The 25,782-nt window shown below is 56.2% G+C and carries 19 protein-coding genes and 1 pseudogene; 6 read left to right on the top strand and 14 right to left on the bottom strand.

Going from position 1 to position 25,782, the window contains the following annotated elements:
• Positions 1–13: 13 nt before the first annotated feature.
• On the top strand, positions 14–556 hold the full coding sequence (locus RHM59_RS05590) for a cytochrome b (RefSeq protein ID WP_322169771.1): 543 nt from the start codon (positions 14–16) through the stop codon (positions 554–556).
• A gap of 107 nt (positions 557–663) precedes the next feature.
• On the opposite strand, the gene RHM59_RS05585 is transcribed toward RHM59_RS05590, so the two are convergent.
• Complete coding sequence (locus tag RHM59_RS05585; RefSeq protein ID WP_322286135.1) at positions 664–1,839, bottom strand: aspartate aminotransferase family protein; 1,176 nt, start codon at positions 1,837–1,839, stop codon at positions 664–666.
• 99 nt (positions 1,840–1,938) lie between these two features.
• Between RHM59_RS05585 and RHM59_RS05580 the strand changes: the two genes are divergently transcribed.
• Positions 1,939–2,847: a LysR family transcriptional regulator gene (locus RHM59_RS05580; protein WP_322286134.1), complete on the top strand. Its 909-nt coding sequence runs from the start codon at positions 1,939–1,941 to the stop codon at positions 2,845–2,847.
• A gap of 801 nt (positions 2,848–3,648) precedes the next feature.
• Here RHM59_RS05580 and RHM59_RS05575 read toward each other — a convergent pair.
• From RHM59_RS05575 to RHM59_RS05525, 11 genes and pseudogenes are all read right to left on the bottom strand, one after another.
• Positions 3,649–5,460 (bottom strand): DAHL domain-containing protein, encoded by a 1,812-nt coding sequence (locus tag RHM59_RS05575; RefSeq protein ID WP_322169777.1) that lies wholly within the window; start codon positions 5,458–5,460, stop codon positions 3,649–3,651.
• Positions 5,457–6,401: a cytochrome-c peroxidase gene (locus RHM59_RS05570; RefSeq protein WP_322286671.1), complete on the bottom strand. Its 945-nt coding sequence runs from the start codon at positions 6,399–6,401 to the stop codon at positions 5,457–5,459. Before RHM59_RS05570 ends, RHM59_RS05575 begins: the two co-directional genes overlap by 4 nt.
• A gap of 23 nt (positions 6,402–6,424) precedes the next feature.
• A pseudogene (locus RHM59_RS05565) lies at positions 6,425–8,316 on the bottom strand (putative bifunctional diguanylate cyclase/phosphodiesterase).
• 429 nt (positions 8,317–8,745) lie between these two features.
• A complete protein-coding gene (locus RHM59_RS05560; protein ID WP_322286133.1) occupies positions 8,746–9,930 on the bottom strand; it encodes a type III PLP-dependent enzyme in 1,185 nt (394 codons plus the stop codon).
• Positions 9,927–11,693 (bottom strand): IucA/IucC family protein, encoded by a 1,767-nt coding sequence (locus RHM59_RS05555; RefSeq protein WP_322286132.1) that lies wholly within the window; start codon positions 11,691–11,693, stop codon positions 9,927–9,929. Before RHM59_RS05555 ends, RHM59_RS05560 begins: the two co-directional genes overlap by 4 nt.
• Positions 11,690–12,835: an MFS transporter gene (locus tag RHM59_RS05550; protein ID WP_322286131.1), complete on the bottom strand. Its 1,146-nt coding sequence runs from the start codon at positions 12,833–12,835 to the stop codon at positions 11,690–11,692. The genes RHM59_RS05555 and RHM59_RS05550 overlap by 4 nt, the downstream gene beginning before the upstream one ends.
• Positions 12,820–14,598 (bottom strand): IucA/IucC family protein, encoded by a 1,779-nt coding sequence (locus tag RHM59_RS05545; RefSeq protein ID WP_322286130.1) that lies wholly within the window; start codon positions 14,596–14,598, stop codon positions 12,820–12,822. The genes RHM59_RS05550 and RHM59_RS05545 overlap by 16 nt, the downstream gene beginning before the upstream one ends.
• Positions 14,595–15,794 carry a siderophore biosynthesis protein PvsA gene (locus RHM59_RS05540; protein ID WP_322286129.1) on the bottom strand — a complete coding sequence of 400 codons (1,200 nt, stop codon included), beginning with the start codon at positions 15,792–15,794 and terminating at the stop codon, positions 14,595–14,597. Before RHM59_RS05540 ends, RHM59_RS05545 begins: the two co-directional genes overlap by 4 nt.
• A gap of 78 nt (positions 15,795–15,872) precedes the next feature.
• Positions 15,873–17,957, bottom strand: coding sequence for a TonB-dependent siderophore receptor (locus RHM59_RS05535; RefSeq protein WP_322169791.1), 2,085 nt, complete (start codon positions 17,955–17,957; stop codon positions 15,873–15,875).
• Between the two features lie 17 nt (positions 17,958–17,974).
• A complete protein-coding gene (locus RHM59_RS05530) occupies positions 17,975–18,652 on the bottom strand; it encodes an HpcH/HpaI aldolase family protein (protein ID WP_322286128.1) in 678 nt (225 codons plus the stop codon).
• A 310-nt stretch (positions 18,653–18,962) separates the two neighbouring features.
• Positions 18,963–19,745, bottom strand: coding sequence for a hypothetical protein (locus RHM59_RS05525; RefSeq protein WP_322286127.1), 783 nt, complete (start codon positions 19,743–19,745; stop codon positions 18,963–18,965).
• Between the two features lie 206 nt (positions 19,746–19,951).
• Between RHM59_RS05525 and RHM59_RS05520 the strand changes: the two genes are divergently transcribed.
• Positions 19,952–20,614, top strand: coding sequence for a M24 family metallopeptidase (locus RHM59_RS05520; protein ID WP_322286126.1), 663 nt, complete (start codon positions 19,952–19,954; stop codon positions 20,612–20,614).
• A gap of 69 nt (positions 20,615–20,683) precedes the next feature.
• On the top strand, positions 20,684–21,112 hold the full coding sequence (locus RHM59_RS05515; protein ID WP_322286125.1) for a TOBE domain-containing protein: 429 nt from the start codon (positions 20,684–20,686) through the stop codon (positions 21,110–21,112).
• A gap of 73 nt (positions 21,113–21,185) precedes the next feature.
• Here the strand turns inward: RHM59_RS05515 and RHM59_RS05510 are convergent, their stop codons facing one another.
• Entirely contained in the window at positions 21,186–21,776 is a 591-nt protein-coding gene (locus RHM59_RS05510; RefSeq protein ID WP_322286124.1) for a hypothetical protein, read from the bottom strand.
• On the bottom strand, positions 21,773–22,933 hold the full coding sequence (locus RHM59_RS05505; RefSeq protein WP_322286123.1) for a DUF2515 family protein: 1,161 nt from the start codon (positions 22,931–22,933) through the stop codon (positions 21,773–21,775). The genes RHM59_RS05510 and RHM59_RS05505 overlap by 4 nt, the downstream gene beginning before the upstream one ends.
• A gap of 401 nt (positions 22,934–23,334) precedes the next feature.
• Between RHM59_RS05505 and RHM59_RS05500 the strand changes: the two genes are divergently transcribed.
• Together RHM59_RS05500 and RHM59_RS05495 are read left to right on the top strand one after the other, a co-directional pair.
• Positions 23,335–24,771, top strand: a complete 1,437-nt coding sequence (locus RHM59_RS05500) for an iron-containing redox enzyme family protein (protein WP_416195055.1) — start codon at positions 23,335–23,337, stop codon at positions 24,769–24,771.
• Between the two features lie 21 nt (positions 24,772–24,792).
• Positions 24,793–25,746, top strand: coding sequence for a class I SAM-dependent methyltransferase (locus RHM59_RS05495; protein WP_322286122.1), 954 nt, complete (start codon positions 24,793–24,795; stop codon positions 25,744–25,746).
• Positions 25,747–25,782: the final 36 nt, after the last annotated feature.

Below are 25,782 nucleotides of genomic sequence, written 5' to 3'. Positions count from 1 at the left end.
ACGGGTCTCGTTCATGAAGCAATCCTTAGTGTCACCACGTTATGGAAAGCTATCAATGACTCTGCATTGGTTAATGCTGGCGTTATTTGTTGGTGTGTATGGCTGTATTGAACTCAAAGGCTTGCTCCCAAGAGGCAACTCGCTAAGAGGCGTTTTTCTGGGGCTGCACGGAGTATTTGGACTGTCGATTTTTGCGCTGGTGTGGATTCGTTTACTTGGACGCTTGAGTCCTGCACCGAGCATTTCGCCTCCGCCGCCCCGCTGGCAATCAGGCAGTGCTCATCTTATGCACCTGGCACTTTATGTATTGATGATTGCGACGCCGATACTTGCTTGGCTGATGCTTGCAGCATCAGGGAAGCCAGTGCCGTATTTTGAGTTTTTCTTGCCTGCGCCTGTGGCGGTTGACCCGGTGTTTGCCAAGCAGCTCAAAGGCTGGCACGAACTGCTCGGCAATGCCGGTTATTGGCTGATCGGCTTACATGCTGCGGCAGGTCTGGCTCATCACTATTTATTAAAAGACAACACGCTAGAGCGCATGCTGCCGAGACGTTAACCTGGATCGGCCCTATCCCCTGGTCCCCTATCTCATTGATACCTGTCAAGCGTCGCCCTGGGTTAGGGCCGCTGGAAATGCTCAATAGCCCGCTGTAACGCGGGCTTTCAGCGCCGGTTCAATACCTGGCAAATCCCGCTTACGATCATCTCCACTTCGTCATCGTTGATAATCAACGGCGGCAATAACCGAATGGTTTGGCCACGGGTGACATTGATCAACAGCCTGTGTTCGCGCGCTGCGATCAAGGTTAAATCCCGCAAGGGCGTGGCCAGTTCGAGGCCGATCATCAACCCCAATCCGCGTATCGCCATCACGTTTGGATGGTCGCCCAACACTGCGCGTAAGCGGGCAAGTAGTTGTTGGCCCTGACGTTCAGCATTTGTCAACAGCCCTTGGTCTTCGATGATGTCCAGTACGGTGCAGCCCACCCGGCAGGCCAATGGATTGCCACCGAACGTGCTGCCGTGGCTGCCGGGAGTGAACAGTTTCGCGACTTTTTCCCGGGCCACGCAGGCGCCAATCGGGATGCCGTTGCCCAGGCCTTTGGCCAAGGTCAGCACGTCGGGCACGATGCGTTCGTGCTCAAAGGCGAACATCAGACCTGTTCTGCCGATGCCGGTCTGGATTTCATCGAGCATCAGCAACCAGCCTCGACGACTACAGAGGTCGCGCACTGCCTGGAGGTAACCGGGGGGCGCTACTTGCACACCAGCTTCACCCTGAATCGGCTCCATCAACACGGCAGTAATTCGGTCACCGTAGGTCTCGGCGATTTTCTCGAGTGCCGCGCTGTCGCCGAACTTGACCTTAAGAAAATCCCCCGGCAGCGTGTGAAACCCCAAGCGCACAGCGGGTCCATCACTGGCTGACAGCGTGCCCAGTGTCCTGCCGTGAAACGCGTTATCCATAACCACAATCAACGGCCGCTCAATGCCCCTTTGCCAGCCATGCAGCCGCGCCAGCTTCAGCGCGGTTTCATTGGCTTCGGCCCCTGAGTTGTTGAAAAACACCCGGTCAAGCCCCGACAGTCGAGTCAGTTTTTGCGCCAGGCACTGCTGCCAATCGATGGTGTACAGGTTCGAGGTGTGCAGCAAAAGACCGGCCTGCTCGCTGATTGCAGCGACGATGCGCGGATGGGAATGACCGACATTGGTCACTGCGACACCGGCCGCAGCGTCCAAATATTCACGATTCTCTTGATCCCACAATCGCGTGCCGAGACCTCGGACAAAACTGATGGGTAAGGGTTGGTAGGTGGTCATCAGGCACGCGGTGGTCATGATATTGAGCTCCTTATTCGTTCAGATCTGCAGTATCGTTAATAACGCGTGTTGGATAAATGTGTGTTTATTTCAATCAATTTAAAGCTGAGCTTGATAATGGACCTGTTCCAATCGATGACCGTTTACGTAAAAGTGGTGGAGGCGGGCAGCATGACCGCCGCCGCGCAGCAGTGCTCGATGTCCACCACCATGGTCGGGAATCATTTGCGCGCACTGGAGCAACGTCTCGGTGTCAGTTTGCTCAAACGCAGTACACGGCGCCAAAGCCTGACCGAGTTCGGCAGTGCTTATTATCAACGCTGCCTCGAAGTGCTTGGGTTAGTGGCCGACTCCGAGCGTTTGGCCGAACAGGCCCAGGGCGTGCCGAGCGGGTTATTGCGCATCACCGCGCCGCCTGCTTTTGGCGTCGAATGCCTTGCGCCGGCCATGAGCGGCTTTGTGCAGCGCTTTCCCGAGGTCAAGCTGGACGTGGAATTGACCAATCAGGTCCTTGATCTCATCGACGGCGGGTTCGACGCGGCGATACGGTTGGGCACGTTGGAACCGTCAGGTCTTATTGCCCGGCCTTTGCAGGACTACACCCTGACCATGTGCGCTTCGGCCGCCTATCTTCAGCGCCGAGGTACGCCGCTCAAACCCCAAGACCTGCGGCAGCATGACTGCCTGGCATTCGCTTATCCGGCGGGCGATGAATGGCGCTCCGCTGCAAAGCAATGGATCTTGAAAGGTGCGGAAGGTGAGGTGGTGGTTCCGGTTTCCGGGCCAATGGCAATCAACAGCACACCCGGTTTGCGCCAAGCAGCGATCGCCGGGATGGGCGTGGTAATGATGCCCGACTTGCTGATCAGTCAGGATCTGCGCGACGGCAAACTGGTAGCGCTGTTGCAGGATTACCAACTGCCGCGTCGGCCGATGCACCTGGTGTACGCACAGGACCGTTATCGATTACCGAAACTCAGGCGTTTTGTCGATTACGCGGTAGAGCTTTGGGGGCGGGAAGGTTAGCACGTCGGCTGCGGGCGTTTGCCCGGCGTGAATCAGAGATGCAGCAATGCGATGGAAAACGAAATGACGATGGTCCAGGCAATGGCAAGGTTGAGGTACATGTGCTTTAGATCCGCGCGATTAAATAGGGCGCCATCTTCCTCTGTCAGCGAACAAATAAATAATTCCATTTAACGATTTAGATGATCACGTTAAATGATGACGGGATGTGTACCATTCTGTGCACTGCGCTTGGCGGCTCTGTAAATCGCGTGCAACTTCAGCTGGAGGCATCGGTGTCATCGTCCAGACGCGCATGCAGCGACTTGGCCATGGCATGCAACTGGACCTCAAGTGCTTCAACATTCTGACGGCTCAACCTGGTTACTTCGGGCGCTGAGCCTGCACTCAAACCCGGGCACCGCTGTTCGTTGAGGTAACGCCCAACGCGTCGCGCAATACACTGTGATGAGGGTTTGGTAGCCGATGCCTTTTTCATTCGCTTGGCCCCGAGCAGCGTGAATGACGGCATCGTTGAGCATGATTGTGATGCGCCTTTTACCCTTGGTCGGCGCTACCGCACCGCGTTTGGCAAAGGAAAAGTCGTAAATATTTTTCATTGGCATTCACCGTAATACTGTTTTAGTTCGGCCTTGTCTGGCAGGGATCAGCCTAATGAAATCTGGGTCCTGGTAGGTATAAACGAATACCAGTATTTGACGAAACTAAGCATTGCCAATGGGTGACCCAGCGCAGCTCGTGATGGTCGTAGTTGCCGACGGCCTTTAAACCACTGCGGCGATAAAGGTTTCACACCTCGCTTCAGCTCTCATCTGAGGCAATGTTTAACGGCAGCTCAAGGACGAACGTTGCGCCCTTGCCCGGCCCGTCGCTGTGGGCGCTGAGGCGTCCTTTCATTTCGATGGCGGCGAGGGCGCAACTGTGCAGGCCAAAGCCGTGGCCTTCTTTGCGCGTGGTAAATCCGTGGGCAAAGATACGGGTCATGTTTTCGGGAAGAATGCCTTCTCCTTCATCTCTTATGCTGATTCGCAAGACGGTGTTGTCGATGAATTTAACGCCCACGGTCATATTCCTGGCGCGCTCATCCATGTTGCACATCGCGTACTTGGCGTTGCTGATCAGATTGATCAGGATCAGTAACAGCCGGTGCTTGTCGGCCAGAATATCGGGAACATTACTGAAGTCCTTGATGACCTTGACGCGATGGCGGGTCAACGCGCCCGAATTCATGCGCAGGGCGTCTTCGAGCAGGTCGTTGATGTTCAAGCTTTCGGCAAGGCTGGTAATGCCCGCGTACGACTGCTGAGTTGAAACGATGTCCTTGATGTGATCGACGCTGCGGGTCAGGCGCGCCAACTCCTCGGTGATGCTCTGTTGCTCTGCGAGCAAGGCTTTGTCCAGCTGGTTGAGGTAATTCGGGAGCAACTTGCCTTTGGGGTCGCGACTAATAAACTCGCCAAGGTCGTCGGCGTGCTCGTTGATCAATTGCACCGCTTTTCCCAGACCAATGACCTTGCTGCCTGCCACCGTACGGCTGACCAGTTCAGCGGAAATGTTCACGCTGTTCAGCACATTGCCAACGTTATGCAACACGTTGGTGGCGATTTCGGCCATGCCCGCCTGGCGGGCGGTATCGAACAACTCGCTTTGGGTGTCTTTGAGTTCGCGGGTACGTTCTTCGACTCGTTGTTCGAGGTTTTCATTGGCGGCGTGCAAGGCGCTATTGATGCGGCGGTTGATCTCGGCGTAACTGCGCAGCAGACGAAACCCGAGGTACAGCATCAGCACGAACATCAGTGCTGAAAGGACCAGTAGGCAGAGGTGGTACATCCGAGCGACGCCAGCCGCTTGCTCCTGATAACCGTTAAGCAGGACATTAATGTCGTCCAGGCGTGCCGCGACCGGAACAGCGCCGATACGTTCTACCAGGTCATTGACCATCGGTTGCTCACGAAGAATCAATCGCACATGGCTGAGCAATATCTCCAGCGGAAGGTGCAACTTGGGAGGCAGGCGTTCCTTGTCCACTTCCAGTTGGTTTAGTCCCACCTGAATATCCGCTGCTTTTTCATCAGAAATAACTTGGGAGAACTCCAGGCAGTCCAGCAGCAAATCATACATATCGATCAAAGTGGGTTGCAGCAGCGGTGTGCTCCGGTCCAATTGCTGAAATTGAAACTGGATGTCGTCTTGGGCAAGGGGTAGAAAGGCTAAGGAGTTGTGCAGGATCGCGTTGTGCGACTTGAATTGCTCCACCAGCCGGGTCTTTTCGGTAATTGCATCCAGATAAGCTTCACCTGCATTACGCCAATCAATGACTGTATGACGTGTACGACCCAGCTCCAGCGGGACGAATTGTTCCCAGAGTTGGTTGATAGCAGTCAAGGGCTCGACCAGTTCGTCGTAATTTTGATTGGCGGTGATTCGCGCTTTCAAAATCGCGGTTTCCCATTGGGCGTTCAGCTGTTTGATTTGGCTAATCAAGTCCCGCGACTCGATGTAGTTGGTGGTGTTGTCGGTACTGGACTTGATATAGAGAAACAGCAGAGTAGAGGCGAGCATCAGCGTCAGGCCCCCCAGCAACAGTGAGATCAGTCGACGGGACAGCTTCATAAAGGTTTACCTGCCAGCTCCCCGGTCAAGGTTTTGAGGAACTCGATGATCAGGCTTTTATCCAGCGCTGAGGGCGTGCGCCCCAACTGATACTTAAACATCACTGCGACGGCCTCATCCAACGTTTTGGCGGATCCGTCGTGGAAGTAAGGTGCCGTCAGGGCCACGTTGCGCAGGCTGGGAACTTTAAAGACGTTGCGGTCTGCCTCGTCCTTAGTCACCAGATATCGCCCCAGATCAGCCTCAGTCGGGTGGCCACGATCATTCATGTAATCGTTCATTACGCCGAATTTCTGATACATATTGCCGCCAATATTCACGCCTTGATGGCAGGCGATGCAGCCGTACTGTTTGAAGCGCTGATAACCGTATTTTTCGTCTTGAGTCAGGATGTCTGTGTCGCCCTTTAAATAGAGATCAAAGCGTGAGTTGGGGGTTAGCAGTGTTCGCTCATAGGCGGCTAAAGCGTTTTGTACGTTGGCGGCAGTGACACCGTCCGGGTAAGCGTGGTTGAACGCGGAGCGGTAATCAGGGGTGTGGGACAGGGTGTTGATAACAGCGGCCCAGGTGTTTCCCATCGCCATGGGACTTCTGATGAATTCGTCAATTTGTGCCTCCAAAGAGTCGGCACGGCCATTCCAGAATTGCCTGAAATTCAGACTCGCATTCAAGACCGTGGGCGTATTGACGTCCGTCGGCTTGCCGTTGGCGGCAATGGAATATGCAACGTCGTCGGCACCACCTTTTTGCAGTTGATGGCAACTTGCGCACGCCACGGAATTGTTCACCGAGAGACTCTTTTCATTGAACAGCCGACGGCCTAATTCGACCTGGGCAGAATCATGTACTTGCACATCCGGAAGTGGTTTGAGCGGCTCATTCAGCGGCGCCGATATCGCCGGCCTGCAGAGGCCCAGCAGCAACGCCAATGCCGTAATCATGCGCACGGTTGATTCCTTGCTGGCTAGCAACTTGATGTTGAAGGCCCTTGAAAGACCGCTTCCATCTTCCCGGCGCTTAGTATTTCGGCGAAGGCTGCAGGTTCAATCGCGCGGCTGAAGAAATAGCCTTGGCCTTCTTCGCATTGATGCTCCCGGAGAAAGTCCAGTTGTGCCTGGGTCTCGATGCCTTCGGCAATAATATTCAGCTTCAAACTTTCACCCAGGCTGATGATCGCGTCGACCAACGCCTCGTCATTACTGTCGGTTCCCAGCGCACGGATAAACGACTGATCGATTTTCAAGACGTCGATGGGGAATCGGCGCAGATAGCTCAGGCTGGAATAGCCGGTGCCAAAATCATCGATGGCCAGATGAATGCCCATTTCCTTGATGGCCAACAGCACCAAGACGGTTGAGTCGGCATTTTGCATCAGCACCCCTTCGGTTATCTCCAACTCTAACTGGTCAGGGCTCAACCCGGTTTCATCCAGAACCGTGCGGATACTTTCGAGAAAACCTTTCTGACGGAACTCCGTGGCAGAGATGTTTACGGACACACGAATGGCCGGCAATCCGGCGGCTTCCCAGGCGCAGGCTTGGCGGCACGCCTCACGCAACACCCATTTACTGAGCGGTACGATCAAACCGCTGTCTTCGGCCACTGGAATGAAATCGGACGGAAACACCCAGCCGTGGTCGGGTTTGAACCAACGAATCAACGCTTCGGCACCAACTATCTTTCCGGTTTTCAAATTGAGTTTGGGTTGGTAATGCAGCACGAACTCATCCCGCTCCAGTGCAAGTCGAATGCCCGACTCGATGGATTGATGTGCCCGCGCGCGTTCATTGAGGTTGTCGGCAAAAAAACAGAAGTTATCCGGACCCATAAGTTTGACGTTGCGCATGGCGTTTTCAGCTTTTTTGATCAGCTCGACGGGCTCCACGCCATCGTCCGGGAAAATGCTGATACCCAGACTCGCGGTCACGGTGAGGTCATGTCCGGCGATGTAATGCGGCACTCGTAGCGCCGCTAATATTTTTTCCGCGATGCCCGTGGTTTGATGCGGGTGGTGGATGTCGGCCAATAGCAGCACGAACTCGTCGGAGCCATAACGAAAGACCGTGTCGGATTGGCGCACTGTACTGACCAGGCAATGGGCAACCTGTTTGAGCATTTCATCGCCGGTAGGGTAGCCGAGGGCGTTATTGATTCGCTCGAAGCGATCCAGACCAATGAAAAATACGGCCAATTGCAAATTGTGACGTTTGGATAAGGCCAGGGCCAATGCAAGTTGGCCCGTCAGCAGGGTGCTGTTTGGCAGCTCGGTCAGCACGTCGTATTGGAAAAGGTGTGAAACTTTCAGCGCCTCTTGTACCCGTTCGGCGATGGTTTGTTCCAACCCAAGCATTTTCGCGGCAACTTCCTGCGCTAACTGCCATTTGACGGTCAGCGCACTGGCCATTTGGCGGATGGCCAGGGTGTCAAAGGGTTTTTTCAGGATCAGCAATTGATCGCCAAATTCGAGACGCTCTGTCATAGCTTCCAATGAGTGATCAGAAAAGGCGGTACACAACGCGACTTGCAACTTCGGATCGGCGTTCCATAGACGCTCGATGGTTTCCAGGCCATCCCAGCCAGGGGGCATGCGCATGTCGATAAAGGCCAGGGAATACGGACGGCCCTCAGTCAAACCGCGTTCGACCATGGCCAACGCTTCTTCGCCCTGATAGGCCGAATCCAGCTCAAAGAGTTTACGGGGGGGGGCACGGTACCAAACAGTGCGGCCTCGGCGGAGGCCAGAGACAGTTCACTGTCCAGTTCGGGACAGAGAATTTTGCGGAAGTCCTGATGTATCGATGGGCTGTCATCGATGATCAAAATGCGCCGGTTATAGGCGATAGGAGCAGTCTTCATCGCGGACTCCAGGAGACGAAGCGATAAATCGAAAATGCGTCATCCATCGTCGAAACATGAACCGGTGCCTATGCGCTGAGGGGTAAATTCAAGCGCACGGGCAAGTCAATATTTAAAAGAGAAATGACATACGGATACCCCTTGCTGCGGCCTCGACGACGGCGACATGCAGGTCAAACTGCTAAGCGAGCATCGCGGTGGTCGAAGTGCTTCGCCGGAAACTTTACACGACAGGACAACGGCCAGTTGTGCCTGCCGCTGCCGTTTACAAAGTAGGAGGGTACAGGGGTTAGAGCCACTGCGCGCGTTGAGTTCCCATAATGAGTGAAAGAATGCGTTATTTTGTACCTTACTGTAGGTACTTATGCTCACTTGTTCTGATGTGTATTGTTTTTATAGCGGAGATCAGTGATGGCACCGGTACTTAAATTACTTTTTTAAAAACAACATGCGCGGTGGCTCGTGCATGAGAAAGTCTCGGTGCGAAATGTTCCAAGCGTAGGCCCCAGCCAATGGGAATACTAGAAGATCGTCGACGGCTAATTCAGCTACTGGTTGCTGTTTTGCCAGGACATCCTTTGGTGTACAGAGTTGGCCAACTAAGGTCACCGACTCATTGATTACCTGTGGTGGCTGCGGGCCACGCAGTATGACGACCGGGTGGTCGTGGCCTTGGGCAGCGGGTGTCCGAAAGTGGTGGGTGCCGCCCCGGCCAATCGCGAAGTAGTGACCATGGTTACGTTTAATGTCTAGCACTTGCATCAGGTAATAGCCGCACGCGGCGCTTATAAATCGCCCTATTTCAAAACGTATTTGCGTAGTGGCCATGTTTTCTTCGACGATTAGTGTATCAAGGCCTTTACAGAATAAGGGCCAATCGAAAGACCGCTGCGGATCTTGATAATTGATGCCCATTCCACCCCCGACATTAATGAGTGGCAGAGAAAACCGTTGGTCGGTACAGAGTTGGCGGAAGGTTTTGAAATAGCTGCGGATCAATCGTAAGTGGGCATTTACATCAAGTTGATGAGACAGAAGATGGAAATGTAGACCCCGCAACTCCAACCATGGCTCGTTACGCAATAGAACCAGTGCCTCTTGCAGCGCTGCTTCATCCAGGCCAAACGGCGTCGGTTTGCCGCCCATCACCAGCCGACTCTCAGGGGCTTCAACCAGCGTCAGGTTCAACCGCAGCAGTACCGGTGCTTTTCGACCGCGACGGGCCGCGATTCTCGCCAGGCTGCGCAACTCGTTCAGGCTTTCGACATGGAACGCCGATATCTGATAGTCCATGGCCATTTCCAGTTCGCTATCGAGCTTGCCAGGGCCTCCGAAAATCAGCGGCTGCCCCGGGCACTGCTCGTGCAGCCAACGAAGTTCCCCACCAGACGCGGCCTCGAAACCGTCTACCAGTGGCGCTAGTGTGCGCAGAATGGGCGCCTCCGGGTTAGCTTTGGCCGCATAGAACAGTTCGCAGTTGGCGGGCAATGTTTTGCGCATCTGTTGAACGTGTTGTTCAAGGGCCACTAAGTCGTAGACGTAAGCACATAGCGGTGACTGCTGTTGCTCGCGTAGTTGGCGGATGGCAGTGCTGACACGCACGGGCAGGGTCATGCAATGGCCTTCGTTGTGATACTGACCAGCGGATTGGGTAACGCGGTATAACCAGCCTCTCGGTCAGCGCGCATCATTAGGCGGGTCATGAAGTTTTCCTTGCTGGGCAGCGGCGCTCCTGCGCATAAGTCACGCAGTTGCGAAGGGTTATCGAGCAGTGCCTGTTGCGTTTCCAAGAGCGTGCCGATGAGTGACCACAGACGGCTTTCCACTACCGAATCGGCACAGGCCAGGTGGAAGATAGCCTCGCCCAAATTGTTCACCAGCGCGCAATAAGCCACCCGCTGCCACGCCTTGTCCTGGTCGTAGTAAAGGGAGGCGCGAGTGCGCTCGTTTAGCTCGCCGAGACGTTCAGCGGGCCAATGGCTCGCAACGAGTTTGGTGCCCTCCAGGTCACGAATCCAGACGCGGCAAGGCAGGCCGTTGTTGTCGAAACCAATCACTGTATTTTGCAAGTGCGGCTCCAGCACCACACCCTGACGAAATAAACACTGCATGACGCCGCCGAGCAGTTGCCGAGCGTAACCATCCAGCCAGCGCAGCGTGGCTTCGGCCTGGTTGATACCGAGTTGTTTGGAACACTGTTCAACCAGGCGTTGGCAAACACTGCGACCTTGTAAATCCCAGGTGAACAGCGCCATGGCGACTTGTGGTTGGTAGCGTGTGCGGGTGGCTTCATCAAGGTTTTGACGGTAAAGAATGCCGAAGCATTCAGTCACTTCCCGGGCCTGCTCAAGCGTGCCAAATGCGCTGAGGTCAAGGGTAGTGGCGGCGGGTTCTGGCATCAGCAAAAAATCGGGCATTGTAGTGGCGAGTTCGGCCATGACCGGGGCAAGTAGTCGAGTCAAGGCCACCGCGCTGTCCAGCTCGTACCATGCGTTTTTACGCACGCAATTGGTCAGGCGCACATGCATCGAAAACTTGAGGAAATACGCCAGGTCCGGATGGTAAAGAGTGCGCACCGAGGACGTTGGGTACAACGCTATCCCTTGCGGCCCGAGGTATTCCAGCAGCCCTTTTTGTTGCGCACGTTTGACCAGCGGATCGGCGAGGATGCGTTCGACTTCCCAAGGATGGCACGGGTAAAGATCGGCTCGCCCGCCATTCAGGTGTTGCAGGGTGGCGCGTGGGTCGTCGCCTTGATGCTGGATCAGCGCCGGGTCAACGCGAAACCAATGCAGTTCGAAGCATGCGCCCACTTCCGGTGAGCACGCCAACAGGGCTGCTTGCGAAATACCTTCGCGGCTCTTCGGGGTAGGGTGAAGGGCGTGGCCCCATATCTGGTGTTGTTCGGAGTTCAACAGACTGTCTTTCGGTCTCGGCGAGTAATGCGTGGCGTGCCGAAGGAAGGTTCGGGTGATTTGCAGGCTGTTATCGACCTGCTGCAGCATTTCACCCACCCGTTCTGGCTTGCTTAAGGGCACGCACAGTAGCCGGGCCAATTCAGTGGCGGTCAGGGGATGCCAGCTTTGAGCACTGCCCTTAAAGTAGGGGGCGCTGACAAAGTGGCAGCGGCCCAATGCACTGGCGCGGTCGACCCGTACCGCGAGGCGACCGCTGGGCAAGCGGATGCTGATGCATTGGCCATTATGCTGTCGCAGGCTCATCGGCAGGTCTTGAGTGCGGTCATCAAGGCTCGCTTCGTTACGTGGCAAGGCGTATTCGCGCAGGTAACAGTTGAGTAGGCATTCAATGGCATGGCGTTCAGCCTCACCATCGAGTGCGTGTTCATGCAATGAAGCATTCGTCAGAGCAAGGGTCATGCTGGAATCTCCCGCGAGGTCATAAGTAGGGGGCGGGCCACAGCCATTGCAGCGACCGCGGCCAGACAAGCAACGAGGAAGGGTGATGCGATGCCGCAGGTCTGGCTGACCCATCCGGCGGTGACACCTGCGGCGGTGCCGGCCCATTTTCCGCTGGCGTCAAACCAGCCGAACAGACGGCCGGCGCTGCCTTGGCGACTGCGCAGGCTCAAGCAGCGATGCAAACCGACGAAGCTCAACAGCATGCCGACGCCGCTGAGTAGCCGCAGGGCGAACAACGGTTCAGCCTGAGTGCTCCAGAATTGCAGGGCATTGCTGACAGCAAGCAAGCCCAGCCCAGGCAGCAGCAGGTTGGCGGTATGCCGCTGGACCCACGGCAGGGCAAACAGATAAACCAGATGCGGCAGGCTGTAGAGCAAACCGATCACCGCATCGTTGCCAATGCCCAATGCTTCGCCGTATGGGACGAAATAGGGAAACGTCACCACCATGGCGAAACTGAAAAGGAACTGCACCGTTAGCAGGCGCGGCAGGTCGGTTGGCAATTGACTCAGAGAATCTGCAGCGTTCGCTGCACGCACTGTTTGGCGCGGGGTATCGGCCGGCAGAGGCAAGATCATCACAAACGCCAACAGCGGTAGCCAAGCCAAATACCGGTATAACTCCAAGCCCAATCCTTGGGTCGTCAACAGGCCTAATAGAATAGGGCCGCTGATCATCGCCAAACGGGCCGAGTACTGCGTCCAGTTGAGGGCACGCGACAGGTCGCCGTCTTTAAACTGGGTCGACAGATACGCATTCGAGGCGGCCATCGCCCCGCCAAAGGTGCCTTGAATCATCAGTGCCAGCACGAACATGGGCAGGTTGGTGCTGAACCCCGCTAATAAAAAGCCTGCAAACAAACCGGCATGGGCCCGCAGCAGCGACAGCCGGCAACCACGTCGATCTGCCCATCGCCCCCAAAGCGGCGCGGCCAACGCCGTACACAAGGTGGGAAGTACAAACAGCACGCCAATGCTCCACCCTGGCGTGTTAGGCGCCAGATCGGCAAGGATACGAGGTAAGTACAGGGGAATTCCAAGGGCGGTAAACGCCGACAGGTAATGGCCGAGCAGGACACTGGCGATCAATCTGCGGCGCATGAACTTCCCTCCAGTAAGAAGTTTGCTGCGCTATAACCGTAAAACTTGTTGATGTCTTGGGCGCCGGAGTGAGTTTTGCTAAACAAACTGCCAGCACTCAGCAGGTATTTCACCGGCAGCGTAGGGCTGTCCAGCAAGCAGCGTCGAGCCTGCGAGCAATCGGTACCTTCATCTTCCAGCTGTTCAAGGCAGCCCAGCAGGCGCAGGCGTAAGGTTGTGTAGAGCGCTTCGCGTGGTGCCAGGCCTGCGCCAATGATCGCTTCGAGCACGGCAACAATGTTCAACTGCAACGTGATGGTGCAGAACATCTCGGCCAGCGCTTGCGGATCGTTGACACAAATGCGCTCGTCGAGCAATTGCAAAGGGCGTTGCGCAAGATCCGGGCACGCGGCTGCAAAGCGTTCGGGCCAGAGGCGAGCGGCGTCGTTGTCTTTCATTAGCAGGCGTAGCGGGCGTCCGGTTTCGAAAATCAGTACGGCATTTTGTTGATTGGCTTCCAGGGCAATCCCGTAACCCAGCCATAGGCGTAAGTGCACCTGTAACAGCAGGTCGAGATAGTCGTCGAGCCAATGCTGCATTGAACCTGCGTAGAAGTGTTCAATCAGCGGTTCAACAAACAGTCGACCGTCTGCCAGTGGACTCGCCAATGCGGCGACCGGCACCAAGGTAGTCGTCCCCAGTTGTGCGGGGTAGTGACGGGCGATGTACGCCAGATGACGGCTTTCGTCGGCATGGCCGCCATGTTCTTCGTCGACGTGCAAGTAGCGTTTGCCCAGTTGTGGATCCCGCTGCGCCAACGCCTGCAGGGTGATCTGGAACCAATAACCGTCGTACAGCGTGCTGGGCTTGATCAAGCGCAGATTGCGCGCACCCAGTGTGGTGACCAATAACGGTAACTTGAGATGCCAGTGGGGGTGCTCGACGCACATCACGGTGCGTACCGACAGCGTGGGCTCGACCTCCATGGCGCTGAGCGGTGCCTTTATCGTGCCCTCGGGAAGCCCGTATTGTTCCAGCGCGTGCCACGTCAGCGGATGCACCGGCATCAAGTGGTGACTTACGTTAAGACTTTGCTTGAGGCCCAGTTCGACAAAACTGGGCCAGTGCGTGGGCGGTGGGCTGCTGGTCGTCATGGCCGTTTTAGGCACCGCTAGCCAGTTCAGCGAGAAACGCGGTGCAAATTCCGGCGCATAGCGTTCAAGTGCTGCGCGGTCAAAGCCACTCTTCGCCCGTGCGGTGGGATAAAAGGGGTGGTCCAGGTAGCTCGCCAACTGATCGATCCCGATCAACCGTTGTGCCCAGGAGGGATGGTCAAGAATGGCGCCCAGCGCGGGGGCATGTTCTTGATAAGCGACTTGGCACAGGCGGCGATGCTGCACGGCGCAATCCGCTTCTTCTTTATAGGCTGCAAACAACTCAAGGCTGTCAGCGTCCAGCCCGTTGCCCAAGTGCTCGAGCCAGCGTCGATAGCCGTGCTCGATAAACGTCTGCCCGTCCTGCCGGCAAATCCATGCAGGGCTGGAGGTGCTCCAGGCTTGTAAAGGCGCGAAGGGGTGAACCGGTAGCCACAATTGCGCAGCGCTCAAATGCCTGATACGCAGCCAGTGCTCACTGATTGTCTCGGGCCATATTGGGCGCAATTCGCCAGGCAAGGTCTGCACCTGACCTTGGCTCAGTAGCCCGCGAATGTCTTCCCTCAGGCAGCAATCAATGATGCGCTGACTGATGGCTGCTTGATCGGCGTCGAGGGGCAAGGTGCTCATGCGATCACCCAGCGCAGGTCATCCAGCGCGGCGGCGAAGCGGGCATCGAGGCTGGTAGCGTCAGGCGATATCATGCGCAAAACACCCAGATAATCCTTATTTGAATGGCTGAGCTGAATCTCGTCGCCCACTTCTCGCAAGGCCCGGTAATCGCGCCAGTGGCTGTCTTGCAGATCACTGAAGCTGGCGGGTGCCTGCTGCAGGCGCCCGGGTGTGTCGGCGACCACATAGTGAACAAGCGCTTGGGCGTGAACCGGCTCGGCATCGAGCAGTTTCTCGCCGAGGTGAATACCAAGAATGCGGTCGAACCAACCTTGTGGCAGCAAGCGGTCGAGAAGGAATTCGCGGCCATCGCCGATGCTGCGGTAATTGATTTCTACCAGCATGGGTCCGTCGGCAGTGAGGATGAATTCACTGTGGCATACGCCAAATTGGATGCCGAAGGCAGATACCTGCGCCAGCGCATTGGCTCGATGAGCTTTGCTCAGTGGACCATTCCAGCGTGCGGATAACTCGACAAAATGCGGTGGAGGCGAGAGGGTGACATCAAAACCGCCAATGGCCTGAAAACGCCGCTGATCACCGAGGGTTTCGAGGGTGAACAGCGGGCCTTCCATATAGGCCTCCAGCAACAATGCCCGACCGGGTTGTTGCTCCCAGAACCGGTTGCAGTAATCCGAAAGCTCATGGGCGCTGTTGCATAAGCGCACGTCCAGGCTGGCCACTCCCTGAGTGGGTTTTACTACCAGCGGAAAGGGCGCGTCGGTGGGCACGGCACTGCCTGCCGTCAGCACGTGAAACCAAGGGCCGGGTAAGCCTAGGTCAAGCATTCGTTCACGCATGACGGCTTTGTTTTTTGCCGAATAACAAAGCCGCCAGTCTTTACCTGGCACCTTAAGGGCCTCGGCTACCAAGGCGGTGGCGGTCTGCAAATGATCGCTGTTGGAAAATACGGACACCGGGCGTAGGCCGTGCGCGTTGATCAGCTCGATCACCGCCAACGGATTAAACACGTCGCATTCGAGGATTTGCAGATCGTGCGCTGGCGTGTCGCACGCGGCCAGCACCCGCCTATGCTCTTGGGCATGATCGCTGATCAACACCACCGGTAAGCCGCGTGCGCGGGCGGCAGTCAAGAAACCTTCGGTGATCGCGGCATGAGGCACATGGCTGAGAATGACGAGTGGAGATTGCATGATCGTAAGATTCCTGGGGGCAGCAGTCGCCCGTCCCAGGGGATTGGGCGACTGGTTTACAGGGGCGCTACTGCGCGGTTAGAAGCGGTAATTGGCGCCAAGGGTGAGGGCGCGCTCCGGGGCTGGCTGTCGACCCCACGGGCTGGTGTCGATGCCGCGGAAGTAGTACTCGCGGTTGAACAGGTTGCTGATGCCGGCTGATGCGGTCAGTACGCTTTTGTCATCCAGCTTGAATTCGCGTTCCAGTGCGGTGTTGAAGACCACATAGGACGGAAGTCTACCGACCGAGGCGGACGCATTTTCTGCGACGCTGTTGGCGGCGTCGGTGAAGGCACTGCTGACATAGAGGCCGTCCAGGCTGTAGGTCCAATGCTCGGCGAAGCGGTACCGCGCTTCGGCATTGAATTGATTTTTCGAGGCAAACGGTACTTCGTTGCCTTTGTTATCGCCCGTGCGCTGCTTGGCGTCCAAGTACGCGTAGCTCGCATGCAGGTCCAGGTTGGGCGTCACGCTTGGGGTCCAGAACAACTCGGTTTCAATCCCTTGGTGACGGGTGCTGCCGAGGTTCACGTAGCGATCGGTGGTGGCGTTGTATTCGATCTGGTCATCGAAATCGATACGGTACAGGCCCACATCAACCCGCAGTCCTTTCCATGGGGTGTAGCGCACGCCGGTCTCGTAGTTCCAGGCAATCTCCGCACCCACGGCCCCTTCTTTGACAATCTGGGTGACTTGCGGCGGACGCAGTGACCGCTGGGCGTTGGCGTACACGTACCAATCGTCGGTCGCCTGAAAACCCACCGTCAGCCCTGGTAACCATTCTTCGGCCAGGTTGCTATGGGTGAATCCGGTCACGCTGTCGCTGTAGTCCATCCGCGCATTTTCGTAGCGAATCCCGGGCGTAATGGTCAGGCGACGATCAAACAGGCTAATGGCGTTACTCAGGTAGGCGGCTTTGGCTTCGTCGTTGAATTTCCAATCGCGGAACACGCTGGTCACGCCCGTATTGAGGGCCTGACGGTCTACCCGATAGTCGATATCTTCACTGACATAACGTGCGCCCAACAACCAGGTTTGACCAACCGTATCGCCGTCGATAGTCATGCTCAAGCGCGGTTCACTGCCCCAGACCTTGAAGTCACGCGGGCCATCTTGCTTGGTCACCGCCGTGCCATCCGGGGTGAACGGCAAGCCGACAACAAAATTGCGGTAACTGTTGTGGGCAAAGTTGGTCCAGCTGAACTGCACGGAATCGAATGGGCCCATCGCGCCCAGTTGCTGAGTGTAAGTCCCCCAGACCCGGTCGGTGTCGCCTTCGAAACGGTCCAGCGGGCGAGTCGATTGACGCGAATCGTCTTTGTAGTCCTTGACGCTCAAGGCGCCGGCAAGGTCCATGTCAGCTTTGTAGTGTTGAACACCGAAACTGAAGTCGTGATCGTCATCGATGTTCCACTGCCCGCGCAGTCGATAGTTCTGAATGTCGGTGTCTGAATGTTCGCGGCCGTACTCGCCGTTAATGGTGTTGAGGTCCAGTTGCAGACCAAAGTTATCGGTCAGATAACCGCCGGTGCCCAAGTAGGTATCGAACAGTTGATGCCCACCCGCTGAAAACGTGGTGCGCTCGGAGATCGTGGTTTGCATCTCGCGGGGAATCGGCGCGCTGATGAAGTTGATCACCCCACCGACGTTGTTCGGACCGTATTGCACGGCCGCTCCACCGCGCACGATATCTACCCTGTCGATGGTTGCCAGGGTCATGGGAAACAGCGACAACCCGGTCTGACCATAGGGCGCCAAGGCCAATGGGATGCCGTCGGACAGGGCTTGAATACGTCCACTGCGGCTTTCGTACAAACCACGAACGGAAATCTGCGGCAGCGCCCCGGTGCCGGTTTCATCGAAAATCTTGATGCCCGGCACCCGCTGCAAGGCATCGTCGATACCGCGCACGCTGCCTTTTCTCAAATCGGCGGCGTCAATCACACTTCGGCTGCCAGAGTAGGTGCGCACCTCAGGGTCGCTGGCGGTGCCAAGTACATCACCTTTGATGGTAATGGGGGCCAGGGAAATCTCAGCATTTTGCTCATCCGCCAGAGCTATTTGGCAGACGCTCAAGGAAATCAGGCTGAAGGGAAACGCAAACAGACAGTTTGTTGTTTTCATCGGGACTTGGTTCTGGCTCAGTTAGAGGATTGAAGACTGCTCAGACGCGCTTTCAGGGCGTTATGCAGCAAGCCGCGGTCTTCGCCGGCGAGAAAGCTGCGGATACCCCGGTTACACCAAAAGGCGTGCTGTTCGGGCGTGCGCGGGTTTGCGCAAAAGGGGACTTCGGCGACGGCGCAGGCATCGGCCATCGCCTGGAGTGCCAGCCAAACATCCGGGTGCAAAGGCTCCGGGCCTACCTGCATGTCGAGGGCTAGATCAAGTGCGCCTTCCAGCACCATGCCGACGCCAGGCAGTGCCAGAATTTCAGGCAGTGCCCGCAGCCCGGCAACTGATTCAATCATGGGTACGATGGGGCTTTGCTGGTTGGCCAGGTCAACGTAATCCGGTAACGGCATGCGCCCGAAACCGGTGATCCGCCCACCGCTGATACCGCGTTTGCCCCGTGGTGGGAAATACGCAGCATCGAGGGCACGGGCCACGTCGTCTGCACTTTCAACCCGAGGCAGCACAATGGCTTCAACGCCCGCATCCAGCGCACGGCCTATCAGTTTGGTGTCGATGTCCGGAATGCGCAGCCAAGCCGAGATGCCCGCGGCTTCACAGGCTCGCAAACAATGCATCAGATCTTCTTCGCTGCGTAGCAGGTGTTCCATGTCGAGAATGACGAAGTGATAGCCGGCAAAAGCGATCATTTCGCACAGGAGGGGAGAGGGTACGGAATTTAGTAATCCGTAGATGTTTTCGCCGTGTTTTAGACGGGAAAAAACAGGTGACGTCCTAATCACTGATCTCGTTCCATGAACCTTGATGTGACGCTAATGGTAATCGTTATCATTCGTTTGTAAAGTTTTTATTTTACTTTACTCGTTATTAACCCCTTGTTTAGAGCGTTTGACCCCGGTGTAGCGGGAGCAAACTACTCTAACGAACGGAAGTTTTATTTGTAACCGAGGTGTTTTTTAAGGCGAAATTTTCCTTTTCCCAATTGATCAAGTAGCCCAATTACAACCCATCTCCCAGCAGTTCCAAATACACTGGACTGTCGGAAAGGGTGTTATGGCCGCTGTCCGGGATAACGGTCATCGTTGCGACGCCGGGCTTGAAGTGAGCCAAAAGTGCTTCAGTGCTTGACCGGGGAATAACGTGATCATCCTGCGCCGCAATAAACAACGTTGGGACGCTGATCAGCGGAGCGTAGCGCCATGACTCGAAGGTGTCTCGAAGCAGCCATTTGACGGGGAACAGCGGCATTCTCTTGATCGCGATGTGCAGCAGGCTGTTGTAGGGCGTGATCAATATCAGCCGCGCGGCGGGTCGTTCGCTGGCCACGTGAATCGCCACCCCGGTGCCCAAACTCCTACCCACCACCGTGACATGGGTGTGTTCCTTATATGCGGTATCAAACAACGCTTCAGCGTCCGCAATAATGGTCGATTCGGATGGCGAACCGGTGCTGCCGCCAAAGCTTCGATAGTGCATCAGATACAGCGCTTGATCGGGGAATGCCTGTGAAAACGGCAACAAGTTCAGCGAAACATCCTCGGCGTTTCCACCGAAATAAATCATTGCGTTGGGACCCGTGTGGGGTCGGATAGAGACCTTTATAGTCGCGTCGGGCCTCGGCAACTCCATGACCGTAGCGATCCCGCCCATGGCGCGCGGTTGTGGGAAATAAATCAGCGACCGCTGAAACACCAACAATAGGCCGCAGGCCAACAGGTAGAGGACGGCGACTACCACGACCAACAGGACTAAGGTGCGCAACGTTCGAATGATCATGAGCATACGCGGCAAACCTTCTTATGACATAAGTGCCTTGAGGGTAGTCGAGTGAAGAGGTCGTAGCTGAGTGGATTCACGCCATTGGTTTGTCGTCATCCTGAAGGGCGTGGACCCACCGAAAATAAGCCGCTCACTGTATAAAAAATACGTTAGCGTTGCGTTTTGTCGGTTCGTCGCTGGTCACGCCAGCCCTTTTCAGGAGGCAATGAATGACCGCTATAAATGCAAAAGAAGCCGTTGGCGAGCGCTACGATATTGAGTCCATGAAGCACGCACAGCAAATGACTTGGCGGGCAATCGAGCAAATGGGCCTGTCGATCAAGCCCGGTATGCGCGAATCCGAAGCACGGGAGTTGAGCAAAAAAATTCTCGCCGACCTGGACACCCAACGCATCTGGCACCCGCTGCTGATTCGTTTTGGTGCCAACACCTTGAAGACATTCAAGCAGCCGTCCGAAGGTGATCCGGTATTGGGCGAAGACGACATTTTTTTTGTCGACATGGGCGCGGTCTGGCAAGGGCATGAAGGCGATGCCGGCGACACCTTTACCACCGGCAGCGACCCTGAAATGGCAGCCTGTGCCGCCGCCGCAAAAGACTTGTTCACGCGTGTCGAACACTACTGGACAACTCACCAAACGGCGGGCCGGAAGCTCTACACATTCGCCCAGGAACTGGCGACCGAGATGGGGTGGGTGTTGAATCTGGACATCAAGGGGCATCGCGTCAGTGACTTCCCCCACGCCATTTATCGGGGCGGGAACCTGGGTGATTTTGAGACCACTCCCGGCGCCGGGTTGTGGATTCTGGAAATCCAGATCGCCCATCCGAGCAAACCCTACGGCGCCTTTTTCGAAGACTTGTTGGTATAGCGCAGCGCATTAGGTCAATGCCGCACTATGGTTCGATTCACCCACTGTTAATTCGCAGGATTTACGATCATGAAAGTCAGCGCACGTAACGTATTCAAAGGAACCGTCAGCCAGGTACAGGAAGGTGCCGTGAATGCCGAGGTGGTGTTGGCGCTGCCGGGTGGCAACCAACTGGTGGCCGTGGTCACCATGGAAAGTCTGAAAAGTCTGGGCATCGCTGTCGGCAAAGAGGCGGTGGCGCTGATCAAAGCGCCGTGGGTGATGCTGATGACTGAATCCAGCGACATTCGCCTGTCAGCCCGTAACTGCCTGGAAGGCACAGTCACTAGCGTCACTGACGGCGCGGTGAACGCCGAAGTGGTGCTTAAACTGGACGGCGGCAGCGAAGTCTTCTCCATCGTCACCCGCCAAGCGGTGGTCGATCTCGGTCTGGTCCCAGGCGTCAGCGCCACCGCCGTGATCAAAGCGTCGCACATCATTTTGGGTGTGCCAGCTTAAGGCTCTCCGGGGAACCCAAACCTATAGGCGGCCAATAGCGCCACAACGATAAGTAAGGCCCAACGACGCCGAGTCATGGGTAAGGCGTCCAAGGTTTGGCAACGCTCAGGATAATTTTATAGCGCTCTTCTTCCGGGTGTTTGCGGTCCTTAAAGCGATGCATTATGAGCATGGCCTGATACTTGTCGCCCGCATACCAATCAGTCGTGCCTCCCTTGTCGCGCAACTGAGCACGCCATTGCGGCGTATCGGCAAAGGGGGGGAATTGCGGCTGCTTATTACCCATCCAACCACCTCGGCGCCATTGTTCTTGTAAATCCAGAACAACCTTCAGTGCGTCATCGAGCAACAAGGGTTCGATCTGGGGAGAAATGCGAACGTCCTCAATGATGTTGCCTCTGAATCCCATAGTGAAATGAGTGCCTATGGGGGTGATAAACCCATATTGCGGGTCGACGAACCGTAAGCGTGCGTTGGACTCTGCCCCGCCCCACGATATGCCACCGTCTGGGTAAGGTGGACTAAAGCGGGCTGATGACTGTTGTCGCATGTGCTCGTAAGTTCCACCGATCTCCATGACGATCTCTCGTTCATACCACGACCGGGCGACATCGGCGCCCCATACCGCTAGCAGTGCCCAGCAGAACCAATATCGCCGTTTCATCGGACACCCGATCCTTCGGCGATATCTTTTATTGACTGCTCCAGCAGATGTCGATTTTCGTCGCCCAACATCTCGTGGAAACGCGCCGCTGCTTGCATCACGAAGGCTATGCGCTGCTTGTAAATTGATAAGTCTGCAAACGGGTTGCTGCTGAATTCGAGGGTGCGTCCATCCTCGATTGGCTGGCATTGGCTCGCCAGGGTCAGCTCAATCGCTTGAGCCACCCCCGAAGGAAAACCGGTCACATAGGAGGCATGGTTGCCGCGAAGTAGCAGTTTAAGTTGTGGGTCTTGGTAGATGGTCGGTTGCAGGATATTGAGTTGCTCATGTTTCGCCAATTGCCTCACGCTCTCGGCAATATCTCCCCCCTCTATCGCCTCGAAGGCCTGCAGGATTTCTGGATACCGTACACCGAACTCGAGCTTCTCCTTCCCCACCGGCCACAACACCGGAAACTTCGGATGACCATAAATCCCCGCCCGCTCTTTAAGACAGGTCCTTAACTCTTCAATCCCACGCTTTTTGTAAAACGCATGCAACGGGAAGATATCCAGAAACAACGTGGTGTTGCCCAGCGCCATCATTTCGTAGACGTGCTGGAACTGTTGCTGCATCAAGGATGAGGGTTCCGGGCCCAAAGCAAGGTCGCTTAGAGGAACGGGATTATTGCTGCGGGCGGCTCGGTAATCGTCCAGCGCCTGCTGATCCGTATCGTTGAAGATATGAGCCCCGAGGAAGCCGGGATTCGATGCCGCATTGGAGTCGACCAAGCGCTGCCTGGCGTCGCGCTCAGCCTGGATAACCTCAGTCATACTCGCGGCATGCAACAACCCGCAACCGACTTGCTTGGAGGCAAAGGCTGCCAGCCCGGCCCACTGAAAGCGGTTGTCGTGCAGCCACAACCGGGCATAGGCGGCGTTGATCACGCGGTTGCGTTCGATGGGGTCGGCGATCAGGACACCGCCGGGGGCGACGATTTCTTCGGCTTCGCGCTGGAAGACTCGCCAGATTCCCGAGCAGGTCAAAAACGGCACGTCAACGACGTCCTGCATGACCCCGTACAACTCGATCCTGTGCGTCTCGCACTCTTCGATCGGTTTGGTGGGGTGGTTCAACAGCTGCGTGTCGCATTCGTGGTCCTTGAAACACTGGGTCATGGCGCTGGCTCCGGACAGGAATTTCGCCACCCTACCAGCCACAAAACCGAAGTAAAATATCGCCGAAAAAATGGAGAGACGCCCTACAAGCCAAGCTGTACAGCCTTACAAGAACCTCGGAAAAAGCTTACCACTCTCACCCCCGCTAACACCGAAACCCCATGCTGGTGAATGACCCGATCTGTAGGAGCCAACGTGTTGGCGAGAGCTTCGGCGTACAGGTTACGTCGCTTCGCCAACTAGTTGGCTCCTTGGTTGTTCGATCAGCATCTCCCACCCGTCCGCCTTATTTCAAATTCAATGAATTTTTGCAGCGGCCATGGCTCCGTTGTATATGCGCAGGCCAAACACGGTCTGACTGGAGGCGCCGAAAAGGCCCCCGTCTTTTGCTTGGAGTGGCCATGAATACCTTTCGAATCCCTGCCTTGCACGCTGTTTCCGCCGTATACCCGGCCCACGGCGAAGACGATACAAAACGGCGGTACGACGCACTGATGCAGACGCCGAGTGCGGAGGCAATCGGCGACGCCCGGGAGTTTTTGCACCAGCAGTTGGCGGCGGTAGGTGAGCATCCTTGTGACCTTCCTGATAGCCCATCGGCATTGGAAGCCTGGATTGAAACCAACGCCGCTCAGGTGGGTGAGCAGTACGCGGAGTACTTGAAAACACGACGAAATGGTGGCAATCGTCGCTACTTCACCAACAGGGCGCATGCGCTGTATTTCCTGCAATGCGTTGCACCGAGCAAAGCGGTGGACGGCGCTTGGTTGTACGGGGTATTGCGGCATTGGGACGACTACCGTTTTGACGGGCTGGTGCGTACCTACCTCGAAGAGTTGGGCGACGGTGATCCTGCGCAGAATCATGTGGTTATCTACCGCAAATTGCTCGCCGAACAGGGCTGCGAAGCTTCAATCGAATTGCACGACCAGTTCTATCTTCAGGGCGCCTTGCAACTTGCGCTGGGCTATAACGTTCGGCATTTTTTGCCGGAAGTGATCGGCTTTAATCTTGGCTACGAACAGCTGCCTTTGCACCTGCTGATTACCGCTTATGAACTCAGCGAATTGGGCATCGATCCTTATTACTTCACGCTGCACGTGACCATTGACAACGCCAGTTCCGGACATGCGCGCAGGGCGGCGCACTCGGTATCGCAGTTAATGCCGGTCGACAGTAATCCCTCTGATTTTTACCAACGGATTGCGTTGGGCTATCGGCTTAACAACCTGGGTGTGAATACGACCGCAGTGATTGCGTCCTTCGACCTCGAACATGAAGTGATTCAGATGCTGGAGCGCAAGCGCGGCTTTGGTCAGCAGATGCATTCCGACTACTGCAAGTTCGAAGGTCGGACGGTTAACCAATGGTTGCAGTTGTCAGGAAAAATCCCGGAATTCCTGGCTGCGCTAGAAAACAAAGGCTGGATCAAGCGCCATCAAGACCCGCAACTCAGCTGCTTTTGGCAACTGATCGACGGCCCTGGCGCGTCCATGTTTGGGGTGTTCAGCCCCTATGAAAAACAATTGCTGCGAGATTGGATTTCAGGCGATTGGCGCCCAGAACAGGCTCAATTCCAACCCCGTGCGCGCCCTGTAAATACCGCCAATGTGCGGTCTCGTTTCACTCCCAGCGAAGCATCACCCCAGCGTGAATCACTGGTCAGCCTGCCGGCCAAGACAGTCGACATCGACATGGACCGCCTTCGCACCGAACTGCAAACCATGAGTCAGCAGCATCAGATTTTATACCTCATCGAACGCATGTCACCGGGTCGGCATTCGACCCCTGCTGGACTGTTAGCGACTCGGCTGTTTTCTGAATTTATCGGGCAATAGGGTTTAAAAGAGGGAGATGACATGCAAGCCGATGACCAACAATTGGCCGCAGATACCGCGCTGTTGCAACTGGGGCGTCGTCTTCAGGCGGATGGATACCACTTCACCACGGTGACGCCGCTGACACACCGTCGGGTCAATGAGCGTGCGGCTTCGAAAACCGCGACCACCTTGCGCGATGTATTTGGTTGGAGCCGACTCTTTACGCCATCGCTGATGTCCGCCGACGAACTGGAGCAGATGCGCCAGGCAGGCGTTATCGAGGAGAGGCCTAAGGGAATGCTGAGCAAGGTTCGCTGGTCGACCCTGGGTGATTTGCTGTTGGTCCACTCCGGCTTTCCAACCACCGCCAACGACGCGGTTTTTTTTGGTCCCGACACCTATCGATTTGCCCAAGTGATCGAAGCCCATCTGCAAAGTAGCTTCCACGACATCAACCACGTGATCGACATTGGTTGTGGCTCTGGCGCCGGCGCCATTCTCGTTGCCAAAGCCCGGCGCGAAGCGCAAGTGTTGGCGACGGACATCAACCCCATGGCCCTACGCATGACCTCGGTCAACGCCGCGCTGGCCGGGGTCAGCAACGTATCGTGTCAGCACAGCGATGTGCTGCGAGACGTCATTGGCACCTTCGACCTCATCGTCGCGAATCCGCCCTACATGAAAGACCCCGGCCAGCGCGCCTACCGTCACGGCGGGGGTGATCTGGGGGCTGAATTATCACGGCGTATCGTAGAAGAAGCCCTGCCAAGGCTATCGGTGGGCGGCTCGCTGCTGCTGTACACCGGGGTCGCCATGGTTGACGGTAACGATCCGTTTATCGCGGCTTTGAAAGATCAATTGGACCAGCCGGATTACACCTGGACCTACCGTGAACTGGACCCAGATGTCTTCGGTGAGGAACTGGCGACCCAAGGTTATGAGAGCGTCGACCGAATCGCAGCGGTGGCCCTGACTGTGACGCGGCAGGGTTGATGGAGTGGGTTAACCCGGCCCATTATTTGCGGGCCG

Origin of the sequence: Pseudomonas sp. MH10 (assembly GCF_034353045.1) — a bacterium.
Lineage (GTDB): Bacteria > Pseudomonadota > Gammaproteobacteria > Pseudomonadales > Pseudomonadaceae > Aquipseudomonas.
Note: the sequence above shows the minus strand (reverse complement) of the source record. Positions and strands in the feature narration are given on the sequence as shown.

Bases quoted from the DNA above. Each gene is read 5' to 3' on its own strand.
- RHM59_RS05505 (WP_322286123.1), bottom strand. From the start codon at position 22,933: ATGACCCAGTGTTTCAAGGACCACGAATGCGACACGCAGCTGTTGAAC.
- RHM59_RS05510 (WP_322286124.1), bottom strand. From the start codon at position 21,776: ATGAAACGGCGATATTGGTTCTGCTGGGCACTGCTAGCGGTATGGGGC.
- RHM59_RS05540 (WP_322286129.1), bottom strand. From the start codon at position 15,794: ATGCAATCTCCACTCGTCATTCTCAGCCATGTGCCTCATGCCGCGATC.
- RHM59_RS05515 (WP_322286125.1), top strand. From the start codon at position 20,684: ATGAAAGTCAGCGCACGTAACGTATTCAAAGGAACCGTCAGCCAGGTA.
- RHM59_RS05560 (WP_322286133.1), bottom strand. From the start codon at position 9,930: ATGACCCTGCCCGTGCGTGTCAGCACTGCCATCCGCCAACTACGCGAG.
- RHM59_RS05525 (WP_322286127.1), bottom strand. From the start codon at position 19,745: ATGCTCATGATCATTCGAACGTTGCGCACCTTAGTCCTGTTGGTCGTG.
- RHM59_RS05570 (WP_322286671.1), bottom strand. From the start codon at position 6,401: ATGATTACGGCATTGGCGTTGCTGCTGGGCCTCTGCAGGCCGGCGATA.
- RHM59_RS05590 (WP_322169771.1), top strand. From the start codon at position 14: ATGAAGCAATCCTTAGTGTCACCACGTTATGGAAAGCTATCAATGACT.
- RHM59_RS05550 (WP_322286131.1), bottom strand. From the start codon at position 12,835: ATGCGCCGCAGATTGATCGCCAGTGTCCTGCTCGGCCATTACCTGTCG.
- RHM59_RS05495 (WP_322286122.1), top strand. From the start codon at position 24,793: ATGCAAGCCGATGACCAACAATTGGCCGCAGATACCGCGCTGTTGCAA.
- RHM59_RS05555 (WP_322286132.1), bottom strand. From the start codon at position 11,693: ATGACCCTTGCTCTGACGAATGCTTCATTGCATGAACACGCACTCGAT.
- RHM59_RS05585 (WP_322286135.1), bottom strand. From the start codon at position 1,839: ATGACCACCGCGTGCCTGATGACCACCTACCAACCCTTACCCATCAGT.
- RHM59_RS05580 (WP_322286134.1), top strand. From the start codon at position 1,939: ATGGACCTGTTCCAATCGATGACCGTTTACGTAAAAGTGGTGGAGGCG.
- RHM59_RS05575 (WP_322169777.1), bottom strand. From the start codon at position 5,460: ATGAAGCTGTCCCGTCGACTGATCTCACTGTTGCTGGGGGGCCTGACG.
- RHM59_RS05535 (WP_322169791.1), bottom strand. From the start codon at position 17,957: ATGAAAACAACAAACTGTCTGTTTGCGTTTCCCTTCAGCCTGATTTCC.
- RHM59_RS05500 (WP_416195055.1), top strand. From the start codon at position 23,335: ATGAATACCTTTCGAATCCCTGCCTTGCACGCTGTTTCCGCCGTATAC.
- RHM59_RS05520 (WP_322286126.1), top strand. From the start codon at position 19,952: ATGACCGCTATAAATGCAAAAGAAGCCGTTGGCGAGCGCTACGATATT.
- RHM59_RS05545 (WP_322286130.1), bottom strand. From the start codon at position 14,598: ATGAGCACCTTGCCCCTCGACGCCGATCAAGCAGCCATCAGTCAGCGC.
- RHM59_RS05530 (WP_322286128.1), bottom strand. From the start codon at position 18,652: ATGATCGCTTTTGCCGGCTATCACTTCGTCATTCTCGACATGGAACAC.